This window comes from Limnobacter sp., from assembly GCF_036405155.1.
Lineage (GTDB): Bacteria > Pseudomonadota > Gammaproteobacteria > Burkholderiales > Burkholderiaceae_B > Limnobacter.
Window position 1 is genome coordinate 513840 of record NZ_DASWYD010000006.1, and the last position, 13865, is coordinate 527704.

Genomic DNA, 13865 nt, shown 5'->3' on the forward strand with positions numbered 1-13865 from the left:
CGTTGATCAGCTGGCAGTTTTCCAGACGGTGTAGGGCTTGTCGTCCCGGGTTTTCACGGTTTGGTCCACCTCTTCAATGTACACATCCCGGTCTTTCACACCAAAAATTTCTGTAATGCTCAGGCCAGCCAAACCAAACCCAGTGCCCACATCGATATAGCCTGCGGCCCAGTCCCGAATGATGCCTTTTGAATCCACCTTGAAGTAGGTCGCCATCCGCATTTTTGTCTCAACACCAATGGGTTCGCCGCCGCCAGCCATGTCAAAAATGCTGCCCTTGCCCCGCCGGTCTGTCAGGTGTTTCTTCACGGTAAAGCCACCAGCCAGCTTCTCTTCGCCAATTAGCGGGCCATAGGTGCGGGGGTTTTCAATCACGGTGTTATAGGATTGGCCGATGTTGCTGTCCAGCTTGCCGGATATCAGCGACATGCCAGCGGATTTGGCCATCGAGGTGCACGCCGCATTCATGCCCACCAAGGCCGTCAATACCACCCACAACAATCCACGCAAGGCACCGCTGGAAATTTTCATGATGTGTGTCACCCGTTTAATGATCGCCCTACTCTACCGCCATCAAACCCACCGCAACCATCGCAAGTAAAGCGTAGTCATTTTGACTACACCATGCAGACGATTCCCCGCTAAGGCACAGCACGCTTAGTATCAAGCTCATATTGGTCTTGTCAGATGAAAACCCATGCACACGCCACTGAGAAGCACATTGATCGCATTGCTGCTGTTGGCATCGGCGTCCTGTGCCACCATCACCCAAGGCACTCAACAGACCCTGATCTTTAAAATGGACCCGGACAGCACGGTGTGCAGTCTCTCCCGCGTGGGTGACGGAGAACTGGGCACCGTGTCGAAGCAGAAAAATACGATTGTGGTGAGCAAAGACAAAGACGACATCATCGCCCTGTGCACCGCCCCTGGCCATGAAGCTCAGACCATCAAAGTGGTGAGCCACGCCACCTCTGCTGGTTTGGCGGGCAGTATTTTGGACTTGGGCATTACCGACCTGGCCACCGGTGCCATGTTTGTGTACCCCGATGAGGTGCGTGTCAACTTGAGCAAAACTGGCCAAACGACACCCACAGCCCCAAAATACTCAGCGCCGCTGTAAAAAAAAGCAAAAACCCCGACCAGTGTTGACCATGCAACATTGAATCGGGGTTTTTGGGTGTTCACTGGCGGAGACGAGAAGATTCGAACTTCCGATACCCTTTTGGGGTATGCTCCCTTAGCAGGGGAGTGCCTTCGACCACTCGGCCACGTCTCCGTAAGACCGTGGATTATACACGGTTTGCGGCTGATTACCAGCCAAGCCCACTTTTAGGTGGGCTTATTTCAGGCGGCCTGTTTGTCCAAGCCAAATGCCTTGTGCAAGGCGCGAACAGCCAGTTCCATGTACTTGTCTTCAATCAGCACAGACACCTTGATTTCCGAAGTGGAAATCATCTGGATGTTGATGCCTTCGTCGGACAAGGTTTTGAACATGAGGCTGGCCACACCCACGTGCGAACGCATGCCAATACCCACGATGGACACTTTGCACACATTGGTATCACCAGCCACTTCGCGAGCACCCACAGCACCCTGGATTTTGTTCTTCAACAAGTCCATGGTCTTGTTGAACTCATTGCGGTGCACGGTGAATGTAAAGTCTGTGGTGCCATCGGAACCTTGGTTCTGGATGATCATGTCCACATCAATGTTGGCGTCGGCCACTTGACCCAAAATTTGATACGCAACACCGGGTTTGTCGGGAACACCGCGAATGGTGATCTTGGCTTCATCACGGTTGAAGGCGATACCGGAAACAACGGCCTGTTCCATATGTTCATCTTCCTCAAAAGTAATCAGTGTGCCGGACTTCATTTCTTCAGCCAGCGGAATGTCGGGGTCGGTCAGGCTGGACAGTGTGCGGGTGGGCACACGGTACTTGCCGGCAAATTCCACCGAGCGGATTTGCAATACCTTGGAACCCAGCGAGGCCATTTCCAGCATTTCTTCGAATGAAATCACAGTCATGCGGCGGGCTTCGGGCACCACGCGGGGGTCGGTGGTGTAAATACCGTCCACGTCGGTGTATATCAGGCATTCAGCGGCTTTCAGTGCAGCAGCAATCGCCACGGCTGAGGTGTCGGAACCGCCTCGGCCCAGTGTGGTTTGGTTGCCCAGGCTGTCAATGCCCTGGAAGCCCGTCACAATGACGACCTTGCCGGCATTCAACTCAGCACGAATGCGTGCATCGTCAATCGACTCAATGCGGGCCTTGGTGTAGGCGCTGTCGGTTTTGATGGGCACTTGCCAACCGGAAAAGCTGATCGCCTCCAAACCTTGTGCTTTCAGTGCCATGGCCAACAGCGCGACCGAGGCTTGCTCACCCGTGCAGCACAGCATATCCAATTCGCGGGGGTCGGGTTCGGCCTGAATTTCTTTGGCCAGGCCAATCAATCGGTTGGTTTCGCCCGACATGGCAGACGGAACCACCACCATTTGGTGGCCGGCGCGGTGCCACTTGGCCACTCGACGGGCCACATTTTTAATGCGCTCAGTGGACCCCATGGAGGTACCACCGTATTTGTGTACGATCAATGCCATGTTGAGTGCATCCTGCACAAATAAAAAGCGCGAACCATTTCGCGCTTTGATTTCAAAGTGTTGTGTATTTTACAACAAGGAATGACATGGAGCTGACATTCCCTGTGCGTCCCGACGCGAATTCAAACGACGACTGTTTGGCCGCCTATGGATTGGCCGCTTATTGATTCGCTGAATAACCCAAATTCATTTGCAAACCACCCGACTCCTGAACCTCCGGGTGCTTGCGCATGTACTCAAGACGGTCCAGGTATTCAGCCGTGATGTCACACGTGATGTAATGCCCATCGAAGCAACTGGCATCAAACACCGTCATCGAGGGGTTCAAATCCGTGATGGCGCGCTTCATGTCTTCGATGTCCTGATAGAACAAGGCATCTGCGCCAATCTCATCACAAATTTCCTGGTCACTGCGGCCCGAGGCGATCAATTCATCGCGGGTGGGCATGTCGATGCCGTACACATTGGGGAACCGCACAGGTGGCGCTGCCGAGGCAAAAATCACTTTCTTGGCGCCACTTTCCCGGGCCATTTGCACGATTTCACGGCTGGTGGTTCCACGAACAATCGAATCGTCAACCAACAACACGGTTTTGCCCCGAAACTCCACCGAGATGGCATTGAGCTTTTGGCGCACGCTTTTTTTGCGCACAGCCTGACCGGGCATGATGAAGGTGCGGCCGATGTAGCGGTTTTTGATAAAGCCTTCCCGATACGGCACGCCAATCTGGTTGGCCAACTCCAGTGCCGCGGGGCGGCTGGAGTCGGGAATGGGCATGACCACGTCAATTTCTTTCGGGTCCATGGCTGCCTTGATTTGGTCCGCCAGGTATTCGCCCATTTTCACCCGCGCTTCATACACCGACACGCCGTCGATGACCGAGTCGGGACGGGCCAGGTAAACATACTCGAAAATGCATGGGTTCAGGGACTGCTTTTCTGCGCATTGCTGGGCTGAAATGTTGCCTTCCATGTCCACAAAAATGGCTTCACCCGGTTCAATGTCACGTACAAACTCAAAGCCCAAGCCCGCCAAAGCAACGGACTCGGAAGCCAGCATGTATTCCGTGCCCTGCTCCGTTTCAATCTTGCCCAGCACCAGCGGGCGAATGCCATAGGGGTCTCGGAAGCCCAACAGACCGTAACCGGCAATGAGCGCCACGCAAGCATACGCACCGCGCACCCGGCTGTGCATGCCAGCCACCGCACGGAAAATGGTCACCGGGTCCAGGTTATAGCCCGATGCCTTGGACTGCAGTTCATGGGCCAGGACGTTCAACAACACTTCAGAATCTGAATTGGTGTTGATGTGGCGGCGATCATTCTTGAACAGCTCGGCCTTCAGGCGCTCGCTGTTGGTCAGGTTGCCGTTGTGGGCCAATACCAAACCATACGGCGCATTCACGTAAAAAGGCTGGGCCTCTTCAGAGCTGGCTGCCGAACCGGCTGTGGGGTAACGCACGTGGCCAATGCCCATGTTCCCGGGCAGAGAACGCATGTTGCGGGTGCGGAACACGTCCCGAACCAGGCCATTGCCTTTGAACATTGAAAAGGCATTGCCGTGGGCAGTGGCGATGCCTGCCGCATCCTGCCCCCGGTGTTGCAACAACAGCAAGCTGTCGTACAGCATTTGATTGACTGGAGAAAAACCGGCTATACCGACTATCCCGCACATTGAACTCTCCTAGTAGCGAACCCACTTGGCCACCGATTCCGGCAAATGCGGCTTGATGGTACGCATCGCATCTTCGGCATAGGGGGACAAATGGGCATCTCGCCAAAACGGTTGCTTGGGCAAGCTCGTGAAACCCGCGCCTGTGACAAGCACCAACACAATAAACAAACCGCGCGCAAAACCGAACAGCACTCCCATGCCCCGGTCAGCAAAACCCAACCCCGCTGCCGACACAATGCGACCCAGCAGCGCAATCAAAATAGCGCCCACAACCATGGCGGCAAAGAAGGTGGCGGCGCAGCCAATCAGCGCTTTCATGGGTTCGGTCAAGCCCTCGACCCAAGCCATGTGCACAGCCATGTCGGCCCCGTATTTGTTGGCCAGCCAAAATGCGATCACCCAGTTGGCCAGCGACAGCACTTCTTTGACCATGCCCCGAAACAAACCCAAGACCACCGACAAGAACACAATCGCGACCACAATGAGGTCAAATGCGGTCATGCTGTGCAACCAGGCACTCACCTCAGCACTCACTGCACCACTCTCCCCGAGTAACCGGCAGCACTCAGTTTCGCCTTGGTGGCATCGGCTTTGTCTTGACCATTCAGCGGACCAACCCGTACACGGTACACGGTGGCCCCATTGCTGTTGGTGCTCTCAACGCGCGCAGAAAAACCTTTGCCCGACAACTCTTGCTTCAGGCTTTCCGCACGGGCTTTGTCACCCACGGCTGCAACCTGTACCCAGTAGACTTCATCTGCAAACTTGGCGATGAGGTCGTCACCCGATTTTGTGCCTGCTTTGCTGTCTGCTTTGGTTGCCGTCTTGGCATCCGTTTTTGTCTCGGCTTTGGCCTCAGGCTTGGGTTCAGTCTTGACCTCTGGCTTCACCACGGGCTTTTCAACAGGTTTAGCTTCAACTTTTGGCGCTGGCTTTGGGTCAGGCTTCGTTTCAACTTTGGCTTCGGGCTTGGGTTCGGGTTTCGAGGTCGCCAAGGGCGGAATCACTATCGGCTCGGACTCCTCGGTCGAGGGTATGGGTGCTGTCGCCGCGCTCACAGTGGATTGCTTGGAAGTTTTATCCGTCTTCTCGGTGGTCTTGTCAGGCGTTTTGGATTTGACATCGGCAGTGATGTCCGACGATGGGCGATCAGGGACGATCAGCTCCACTTTGCTCGGTGTTTGTGCAGGTTCGTTTTCAACCAGCGCTGGCACCACAATCACAGCGGCCAGAAACAAGGCAATGGCCCCCACCAGACGTCGCCGAGCCCTGCGCTTCAGTTCATCAACCGGATCGTTGTTGACTCTGTTTTTGGCAGTCGAACGCGAATTGGAAGCCACCGGCACCTCGTTGAATGGTCAAGCGGAACGTTTCCGAAGCTGTTCTCGCGCTTGCAGCGCTTGCGCAACCGTCAGGAAAGACCCGAAAACCAGAATTCTATCATTCGCAGACGCCGCCTTTGAGACCACGGTGTAGGCTTGCGCCACGCTGTCGTAGGTCTGAACGGTTTTGTCCGGTGCCTGTTTGGCAATGCCGCCCTTGCTCAGCGCGTCTGCATTGGCAGCCCAGTCAAAAACGGGGGCATCAACACCTGCATTTTGGAGGGAAACCTTTAATTCTGCGGCCGTTCGCCCACGGTCCCCTTCCAGGGTGACCAAGTGCCAATGGTCAATGCGGTCTTTCAATGCATCCACCACGGCTTGGGCATCCTTGTCGCCCAACATGCCAAAAATGCAATGCGTGTAGGGGAAGAACCCCATGTTGTCCAGGCTTTCGCGCAAATGCGCCGCTGCATGCGGGTTGTGGCCCACGTCCAGCACCACCGTGGGCTGCCCCGGTAACACCTGGAAGCGGCCAGGCCATTCCACCAGCAAAAAGCCCTGACGAATGAACTGCGCAGGAACGTGCAAACGGTCCCGCACACTTTCCAATGCGGCCAACGCGGCAGATGCGTTCAGCAACTGGTTGGCACCGCGCAATGCGGGGTAAGCCAGTGCGCCCCGTCGAATGTTGCGCCCACCGTAGGCCCATTGCTGTTTGTCGCCGCTGTAGTTGAAGTCACGACCAAACAGCCACAGGTCCGCACCAATGGCGGCTGCGTGATTGATGACGCTTTGGGGCGGTGATGGGTCGCTGACCACGGCGGGTTTGCCTGCGCGGAAAATTCCAGCCTTTTCACGGCCAATGCTTTCACGGTCCGGGCCCAAAAAGGCCATGTGATCCAAATCAACACTGGTGCAAATGGCGCAATCGGGGTCGAACACATTGACCGCATCCAGGCGGCCACCCAAGCCCACCTCGAGAATCACCACATCCAGCTGGCGCTGTGCAAACAGCCACACAATGGCCAGGGTCGAGAATTCAAAATAGGTGAGCGATACTGCTTCAGCACCCTGCCCTTGCCGTGCATCTTCCACCACCTCGAAGGCATGCACCAGGTCTGCCTCAGCGACTTCCTGACCATTGATGCGCGCACGCTCGGTAAAGCGCAACAAGTGGGGCGAGGTGTACATGCCCACCTGGTAGCCAGCCTGCACGGTGATGCTTTCCAGCATGGCACAGGTGGACCCTTTGCCATTGGTGCCAGCCACGGTGAACACCACGCCACCCAATTGAATATTCAATCGGTCTTTGACGGTTTGAACCCTGTCCAAGCCCATGTCGATGGGTTTGGCGTGGATGGATTCCAAGTAAGCCAGCCACTGGTCGAGGCTGGCGCCGTTGGCAGGGCGAGAAGCGGTCGATGGGATCGGGGTACTGCTTGAACTGTTCACTGTGTCCTCATGAGCAAACGCAACAAATCGCTGAGCTTGTTCTTCATCTCACGGCGGTCAACGATGCAATCCACCGCGCCTTTTTCCAACAAAAACTCGGCGCGCTGAAAACCTTCAGGCAACGTCTGCCGAACGGTTTGTTCAATCACGCGTGGCCCGGCAAACCCAATCAGGGCCTTGGGTTCGGCAATCACCACGTCGCCCAAAAACGCAAAACTGGCCGACACGCCGCCCATGGTGGGGTCGGTCAACACCGAAATGTAGGGCAATTTGGCCTGAGACAACTTGGCCAGCATGGCAGAGGTCTTGGCCATTTGCATCAACGAACCCAAACCCTCTTGCATGCGGGCACCGCCCGATGCCGAAAAGCTGATGAAGGGTACCTTTGCATCGAGCGCAGCCTGTACACCGCGGCAAAACCGCTCACCCACCACCGAGCCCATGGACCCGCCCATGAACTCAAACTCAAAGCAGGCAATGACCACCTCAAGCCCGTTCATGGCGCCTTGCTGCACCACCAAGGCATCGGTCTCCGACGTGGCTTCCACGGCGTCTTTCAGGCGCTGCGGATAAGGTTTGCTGTCCTTGAATTTCAGGGAATCGATGGGCACCACTTCCTGGCCAATTTCAACCCGCTCATCGTTGTCAAACAGCAGGTTGAGCCGCTCGCGCGCGTTGATGCGCATGTGGTGGCTGCACGATGGGCAAACCATCTGGTTGTTGGCCAGGTCATTGTAATACAACACCGCATCACACGCTTCACACTTGGCCCAAAGGCCTTCGGGCACGGTTTTCTTGGGAACGTCGCTGGGCCCTTTGGTGGAGATGCGCGGCGGAATGATTTTTTCTAACCAGCTCATGGTTGCAGGTCCTTGCTTGGGTATGACTTCGAATCAGTCAAACCGGTTTCTGAGGTTAACAGGCAGGGTCTGTCGCCCTGTCCTTGTGGTTGTTACGGTTCAATTCAAGCCTTGAATTGCGCATCAAGTGCGGCACGAATGGGTGCAATAAACTCGCCCGCCAAACGGGCTGCATCGGAAGGCAGCCCCGCTTCCAGGGATTGAATGAGTGCAGAACCAATCACCACCGCATCGGCCGACTCAGCCACACGGCAAGCCGAGGCCGCATCACGAATACCAAAACCAACGCCCACGGGTACTTGGGTGTGTTGGCGAATGGTCGGCAACTTGGAACTGACTTCTTGAGTGTTCAGGTTTTGCGCCCCGGTCACGCCTTTCAGCGACACGTAATACACATAACCGCTGGCTGCCTTGGCCACTTTCTCGATGCGTTCATCGGACGACGTGGGCGCCAGCAGAAAAATGGGATCCAGCCCAGCCGCCCGAAGGTGTTGTGCAAAATCGATGGATTCCTCGGGTGGATAATCCACCACCAGTACGCCATCCACACCGGCCTCTTTGGCTGCCGCCACAAAAGCTTGCTGGCCCATGCGTTCAATGGGATTGGCGTAGCCCATCAACACAATCGGCGTGTGGGTGTTGTTTTGGCGAAACTCGCGCACGTAGTCCAAAATTTTTCGGGTACTCACGCCTTTGGCCAATGCGCGCTCGCTGGAGCGTTGAATCACGGGACCATCGGCCATGGGGTCCGAAAACGGAACACCCAACTCGATCACATCCGAACCCGCATTGGCCAATGCGTGAAGCACGGCCACGGTTTGGGCGGGGTCGGGATCACCACCGGTGACAAAAGGCACCAAGCCTTTTCGGCCCTGGCTTTTGAGTGTTTCAAAAACTGATTGAATGCGCGACATGGCTTGAACGTTCAGGGCTTGCAAGCGGCGCCGGATGGGCCGCTGCAATTGTTTTGATGACCAGTCTTGCAGTCTGGGTGGCAGTAAAACTCGGCACCACTCATGCGGGCAACCGTGTGCATGTCTTTGTCACCACGGCCAGACAAGTTGACCAGAATGATTTTGTCCTTGGGCAAGGTTTTGGCCAGTTTGGCCGCGTGCGCCAAGGCATGGCTACTCTCCAAGGCAGGAATAATGCCCTCAATGCGGCAGCAGTTGTGGAAAGCCTCCAGTGCTTCAGCGTCGGTGATGCCCACATATTCCGCCCGACCAATGTCTTTGAGCCAAGCGTGTTCGGGGCCAACACCCGGATAGTCCAGGCCGGCCGACACGGAATGGGTTTCAATGATTTGCCCATCATCGCTTTGCAACAGGTAGGTGCGGTTACCGTGCAACACACCCGGCGTGCCTGCTTGCAACGAGGCTGCATGGCGACCGGTTTCAATGCCCTCCCCGGCTGCCTCAACGCCAATCAGGCGAACCTGCTCTTCATTGATGTAGGGGTAAAAAATACCCATGGCATTGGAGCCACCACCCACGCAAGCCAACACATAATCCGGCTGGCGGCCGACCATGGCCGGCATTTGCACCAGACATTCTTTGCCAATCACGCTTTGAAAGTCCCGAACCAGCATGGGGTAAGGATGAGGACCCGCCACCGTGCCGATGATGTAGAAGGTGTCTTCCACATTCGTGACCCAGTCGCGCATGGCTTCATTCAAGGCGTCTTTCAGGGTTTTGGAACCGGAAGTGACAGGAATAACCTCTGCGCCCAGTAACTTCATGCGGAACACGTTTTGGGCCTGACGGGCCACGTCTTCCTGTCCCATGTAGACCACACACTTCATGCCATACCGTGCAGCCACGGTGGCTGTTGCAACACCGTGTTGGCCAGCCCCGGTTTCTGCAATCACGCGGGGCTTGCCCATGCGGCGGGCCAGCAGTGCCTGCCCAATGCAATTGTTCACCTTGTGCGCACCGGTGTGGTTCAGGTCCTCGCGCTTGAAGTAGATTTGGGCGCCGCCCAGCATGTCCGACCAGCGCTTGGCATGGTAAATAGGGCTGGGGCGGCCCACGAAATACTTGAGCTCGTTTTCAAACTCGGCCAGAAACTCTGGATCGTTTTGATAGTGGGCGTAAACGGACTTCAACTCTTCCAGCGCATGCACCAATGTTTCGGAAACAAAGGTGCCTCCGTAGGGGCCAAAATGACCAGCTGCATCGGGGAAGTCATAGGGTTTGTTCATGGTCACTGCTCAGTAGAATCATTTACGCACTGGTCCAGCGCGCTGGTTTGGCTGGGCGTCTCAGCCCCGTGTTGGGCGCTCATGTCGGCGGCCTGCACTGCAGCACAAAATCGGGCGATCTTCTGGATGTCTTTCACACCCCGAGCCGATTCGATGCCGCTGGACACGTCCACGCCATAGGGCCAAACCGCCCGAATGGCCTCGCCAACATTTGCCTCGTCCAACCCTCCGGATAATACCAAAGCCTGCTTCAATTCGCCGGGCTTGGGCAGCAAAGACCAGTCAAAAGTGTGGCCAGAGCCCCCATACGCCTCACTCCAGGAGTCCACCAACAGGGCCTGTGCGGAAGCAAACTCGGTGGACGCCTGCTGCAAGTCAGTGTCCGCCTTCATGCGAATGGCTTTGAGGTAGGGTCGGTTGAATTGTTGGCAAAATTCGGCCGTTTCATCGCCATGAAATTGCAACAACACCTGGGGGATGGCCTGAATCACCTGCCGAACCAGGTCCACCTCAGGGTTCACGAACAACACCACCGGGGTTTGCCATGCGCCCAGGTGGCAAGCCAAACGGGCAGCCTGTTCGACCGACACATGCCGCACAGAGGGTGGGTACATCACAAAACCCACCGCGTCTGCACCCGCCTGTACGCAGGCCTGCACGGTCTCAAAGGTTTGCAGTCCACAAAGTTTGATGCGAGTTCTCATGCGTTGAAATCGAACGAGGTTGAATTGAACAGATCAGCGATGCCGAACTCGGGCGGGTATTCCACTTCCCACAGCGTCAAACCGGCAGCAGAGGCGGTTTTGGCACCTTGGCTGCGGTCTTTGGCACTCAACACCGCCTGCATCCATTCCACAGGCTGGCGTTGCATGCCGATTTCGAACAAGGCACCCATGATGTTGCGCACCATGTGGTGCAAAAAGGCATTGCCATGAATTTCAACATAACAGTGGTCCCCACATTCCACAAGTGAAACCCGATGCAGCGTTTTCACAGGGCTTTTGGCTTGGCACTGCGCTGCGCGAAAGGATGAAAAGTCGTGCGTGCCGATGAGCAGTTTGGCTGCCTGTTGCATGCGGACCAAGTCCAGCGGGTAATGCACCCAAGTCATGTGGGTTTTGAATGGGTCCCGCACCGGGGAGGCATAAAAGTAATACCGGTACACGCGGGAGACAGCGGCATACCTTGCATGAAAAGGCTCACCCAGCAATTTGGCACCCGCCACGACCACGGAAGATGGGAGGTGGTTATTAACGCCCTTCACCCAAGCGCTGATGGGCCGTTCGGCCTCGGTGTCAAAATGCACCACCTGCTGGCGGGCGTGCACGCCCGTATCGGTTCGTCCTGCGCAGTGTATGACGGGGCGCTCGCCGCAAATGGCCTGTAGCGCCTTTAACAATGCGTCCTGAACTGTGTTGCCATGGGCTTGGGTCTGCCAGCCTTCAAAAGCATGGCCGCTGTAACGCAGGCCCAACACCACTCGGTTCATGTCAGCCCAAGGTCGCCAGCAAGGCTTTGGCCTTTTTCACCTGCTCAACATCGCCTTTCTTGATGATTTCATTGAGTAACTCCTTGGCACCATCGGCATCGCCAATTTCTACATAGGCGCCAGCCAGGTCAAGCTTGGTGGCCACTTCCTGCCAAGTGGCATCGTTCAGTTTGGGCTGCTCGACATCCAGATCGAGGTCCGCCATGGCATCTTCCAGATCTTTGGGCAGTGCCTCTGTCGCCGGTGCCGAAGGGCTCAAGGGTTCATCGTCCAGCAAATCCGGGTCGATGGCCGACTCATCAATGGCAGGTGGATTGGCGCGCAGGGCTTCAATTTCAGACTGGGCGGCCGATGCACCCACCGAGAGAGAATCCAGGTCATCCAGAATGGACGATGCCGCAGGCTCAGTCGATGCGCCCAGGTTCTCTTCCGGAAAGTCCAACTTCACTTCGCTGCTCAGGGATTCGGGTTCTGCCATCGCTTGGGCAGAAGCCTGGCTCAATTCTGGAATCGATTCCTCGGGCTCCATGGCTGCCATCGGCTGGGGCTCTGGTTCGGGCACCTTGAATTCAGGCACTGGAGGCGGCGTTGTTTCCGCCTTGGCGGGCTCGGTGTCGGCCAGCAACTCATCCAGGTCAAAGGCGTCATCGGCCACTTTTTCCAGCGTGCCTGCGGGCGGGTCGTCAACAGCGGGGGCTGCCACACCGGCGTCCTCAGCGATCAGGTTCTCAAAATCGGGCTCGCGCTCAACGAAAGGCTCAGGCTCTGTCTTGATGCGGCTGCGCCAGACCAACAAGCCCACCACAGCAGCAACCACCGCACCCGCTCCGCCCAACAACCAGGGAATCAGGTTAAAGGGCTGTTCAACGGTCGGCATTGGCGCGGGTGCGGCTTTGGGTGGCTCTTCCTTCTTTGGCTCGGGCACAACAACAGCAGGGGATTCGACTGGCACTTCCACCGCAGGTTTGGTGACTTCTGCAGGCTCAGCGGGTTTATCAGCGGCGAGCTCTGCCGGCTTGTCAGCCGGTGCGACCGTTGCTTCGGCCTGGGCCGGCGCTTTTGCTGCGCCCTGGTCTTTCTGCATGTCGATCAGTTTTTGCAAATCAGACACGTTTTTTTCAAGCAGCGCGATGCGCTCGTTGGCTTCAGCCAGTGCCTTGTTTTTCGCAGTCAATTCTTCAGCATTGGCGTCGGCTGCTCGGGATTGACCACCCGGCGCGATTTTCAGCCGGTCTTCTTTGGGTGCGGCCACTGCATCGGTTGGGGCCTTGGGCTCAATTTTGCCCGCGCTGCTGTTGGTGGACTGGCCGGCTTGGTCTGCAACCGCCAACAAACCCAATTGGCGGGCATAGCGGGAGTACACATCCCGACCATCGTTGTTGGCCAACACCAACAAAGCCTCACGGGGAGACTTTGCACGCAGCGCAGCTTTGTTGGGAATGCGCAGCTGTGCACCTTCTTTGACCAAGTGAACGCTGTTGGCAATAAAGGCCTCACGATTGGCCTCATAAATGGCGGCCATGGCCTGGTTAAGCGTAACCCCTTGCCCGGTCAAGCTTTGGGCAATCTCTGACAGCGTTTCGCCCTTTTTCACCAGACGCGTTTCAGTGGCGGCCGGCTGGGGCTCTGACTTTGCAGCAGCTTGCTCAGGCTCAGTGGCTGAGCTTTTGGGTGCAGGAGCAGCAGCTGGTGGCACCACTGGTGGCAATGTTTGCGGAGGTCGAATTTCGGGCACAGCCTGGGTTTTCGTTGCGGGCACTGTGCCCTCAGCCACATTGAAGGTGTACTCGCGGGCCACTCGGCCACCCGCCCAACTCAATTCAATCAAGGCATCCAGAAATCCGGCTGGCAAAGGCGTGGCGGAAGTGATGCGAATGATCGCACCATCGGCTTTGCCACTGTCTTTCACTTCAAACGTCAAAGCCGACAATTTTGGATCCAGCGCCAAGCGCGCAGCCTTGAATGCCTCGGGTGAGGCCAACTTGGCCTGTAAGCCATTGCGCTCTTCAGGCCGAATGCTTTCAATCTGGATTTGCGCCACAAAGGGCTCGGTGGATGACGACAGTACCTCCAACTTGCCCAACTGGGCTGCATGCAGGCCCGTGCTGAGGAGAAGTCCAGCCATCAGAAACGGCAATGTCTTTGTTGTAATGTGCCTCACCCGATCACTCCATGAAATAAAAAGGGCACGCTTTGCGCGTGCCCTTATGTTACTTGAACTTGACCCACACACGCAGACCCCAGAATGCGCTGGTGGCATGGC

Annotated in this window: 13 protein-coding genes and 1 tRNA gene; 1 reads left to right on the forward strand and 13 read right to left on the reverse strand. The window is 56.5% G+C overall.

Annotation, left to right across the window (positions count from 1 at the left end; translation table 11 throughout):
• Positions 1 to 6: 6 nt before the first annotated feature.
• Positions 7 to 531 (reverse strand): hypothetical protein, encoded by a 525-nt coding sequence (locus tag VGE55_RS08700; protein WP_331131313.1) that lies wholly within the window; start codon positions 529 to 531, stop codon positions 7 to 9.
• A gap of 166 nt (positions 532 to 697) precedes the next feature.
• On the opposite strand from VGE55_RS08700, the gene VGE55_RS08705 reads away from it, so the two are divergent.
• Complete coding sequence (locus tag VGE55_RS08705) at positions 698 to 1123, forward strand: hypothetical protein (protein ID WP_331131314.1); 426 nt, start codon at positions 698 to 700, stop codon at positions 1121 to 1123.
• A gap of 65 nt (positions 1124 to 1188) precedes the next feature.
• On the opposite strand, the gene VGE55_RS08710 is transcribed toward VGE55_RS08705, so the two are convergent.
• From VGE55_RS08710 to VGE55_RS08765, 12 genes are all read right to left on the reverse strand, one after another.
• Positions 1189 to 1279 (reverse strand) — tRNA-Ser (locus tag VGE55_RS08710).
• Positions 1280 to 1347: 68 nt separating this feature from the next.
• The gene (locus tag VGE55_RS08715) at positions 1348 to 2604 is read right to left on the reverse strand and encodes an aspartate kinase (RefSeq protein ID WP_256763636.1); all 1257 of its coding nucleotides are present in this window, start codon (positions 2602 to 2604) and stop codon (positions 1348 to 1350) included.
• A 160-nt stretch (positions 2605 to 2764) separates the two neighbouring features.
• Positions 2765 to 4279 carry an amidophosphoribosyltransferase gene (gene purF / locus VGE55_RS08720; RefSeq protein ID WP_331131315.1) on the reverse strand — a complete coding sequence of 505 codons (1515 nt, stop codon included), beginning with the start codon at positions 4277 to 4279 and terminating at the stop codon, positions 2765 to 2767.
• A 9-nt stretch (positions 4280 to 4288) separates the two neighbouring features.
• Complete coding sequence (locus VGE55_RS08725) at positions 4289 to 4813, reverse strand: CvpA family protein (RefSeq protein ID WP_331131316.1); 525 nt, start codon at positions 4811 to 4813, stop codon at positions 4289 to 4291.
• Positions 4810 to 5619: an SPOR domain-containing protein gene (locus VGE55_RS08730; protein WP_331131317.1), complete on the reverse strand. Its 810-nt coding sequence runs from the start codon at positions 5617 to 5619 to the stop codon at positions 4810 to 4812. Before VGE55_RS08730 ends, VGE55_RS08725 begins: the two co-directional genes overlap by 4 nt.
• Before the next feature lie 18 nt (positions 5620 to 5637).
• Positions 5638 to 7053 carry a bifunctional tetrahydrofolate synthase/dihydrofolate synthase gene (gene folC / locus VGE55_RS08735; protein WP_414674987.1) on the reverse strand — a complete coding sequence of 472 codons (1416 nt, stop codon included), beginning with the start codon at positions 7051 to 7053 and terminating at the stop codon, positions 5638 to 5640.
• Positions 7050 to 7913, reverse strand: coding sequence for an acetyl-CoA carboxylase, carboxyltransferase subunit beta (gene accD, locus VGE55_RS08740; protein WP_331131318.1), 864 nt, complete (start codon positions 7911 to 7913; stop codon positions 7050 to 7052). The genes folC and accD overlap by 4 nt, the downstream gene beginning before the upstream one ends.
• Positions 7914 to 8017: 104 nt before the next feature.
• Complete coding sequence (gene trpA, locus VGE55_RS08745; RefSeq protein ID WP_331131319.1) at positions 8018 to 8827, reverse strand: tryptophan synthase subunit alpha; 810 nt, start codon at positions 8825 to 8827, stop codon at positions 8018 to 8020.
• Between the two features lie 11 nt (positions 8828 to 8838).
• Positions 8839 to 10113 (reverse strand): tryptophan synthase subunit beta, encoded by a 1275-nt coding sequence (gene trpB / locus VGE55_RS08750; protein WP_331131320.1) that lies wholly within the window; start codon positions 10111 to 10113, stop codon positions 8839 to 8841.
• Between the two features lie 2 nt (positions 10114 to 10115).
• Positions 10116 to 10817: a phosphoribosylanthranilate isomerase gene (locus tag VGE55_RS08755; protein ID WP_331131321.1), complete on the reverse strand. Its 702-nt coding sequence runs from the start codon at positions 10815 to 10817 to the stop codon at positions 10116 to 10118.
• A complete protein-coding gene (gene truA / locus VGE55_RS08760; protein ID WP_331131322.1) occupies positions 10814 to 11602 on the reverse strand; it encodes a tRNA pseudouridine(38-40) synthase TruA in 789 nt (262 codons plus the stop codon). The genes VGE55_RS08755 and truA overlap by 4 nt, the downstream gene beginning before the upstream one ends.
• 1 nt (position 11603) lies before the next feature.
• Positions 11604 to 13727 (reverse strand): FimV/HubP family polar landmark protein, encoded by a 2124-nt coding sequence (locus tag VGE55_RS08765; RefSeq protein WP_331131323.1) that lies wholly within the window; start codon positions 13725 to 13727, stop codon positions 11604 to 11606.
• Positions 13728 to 13865 lie beyond the last annotated feature (138 nt).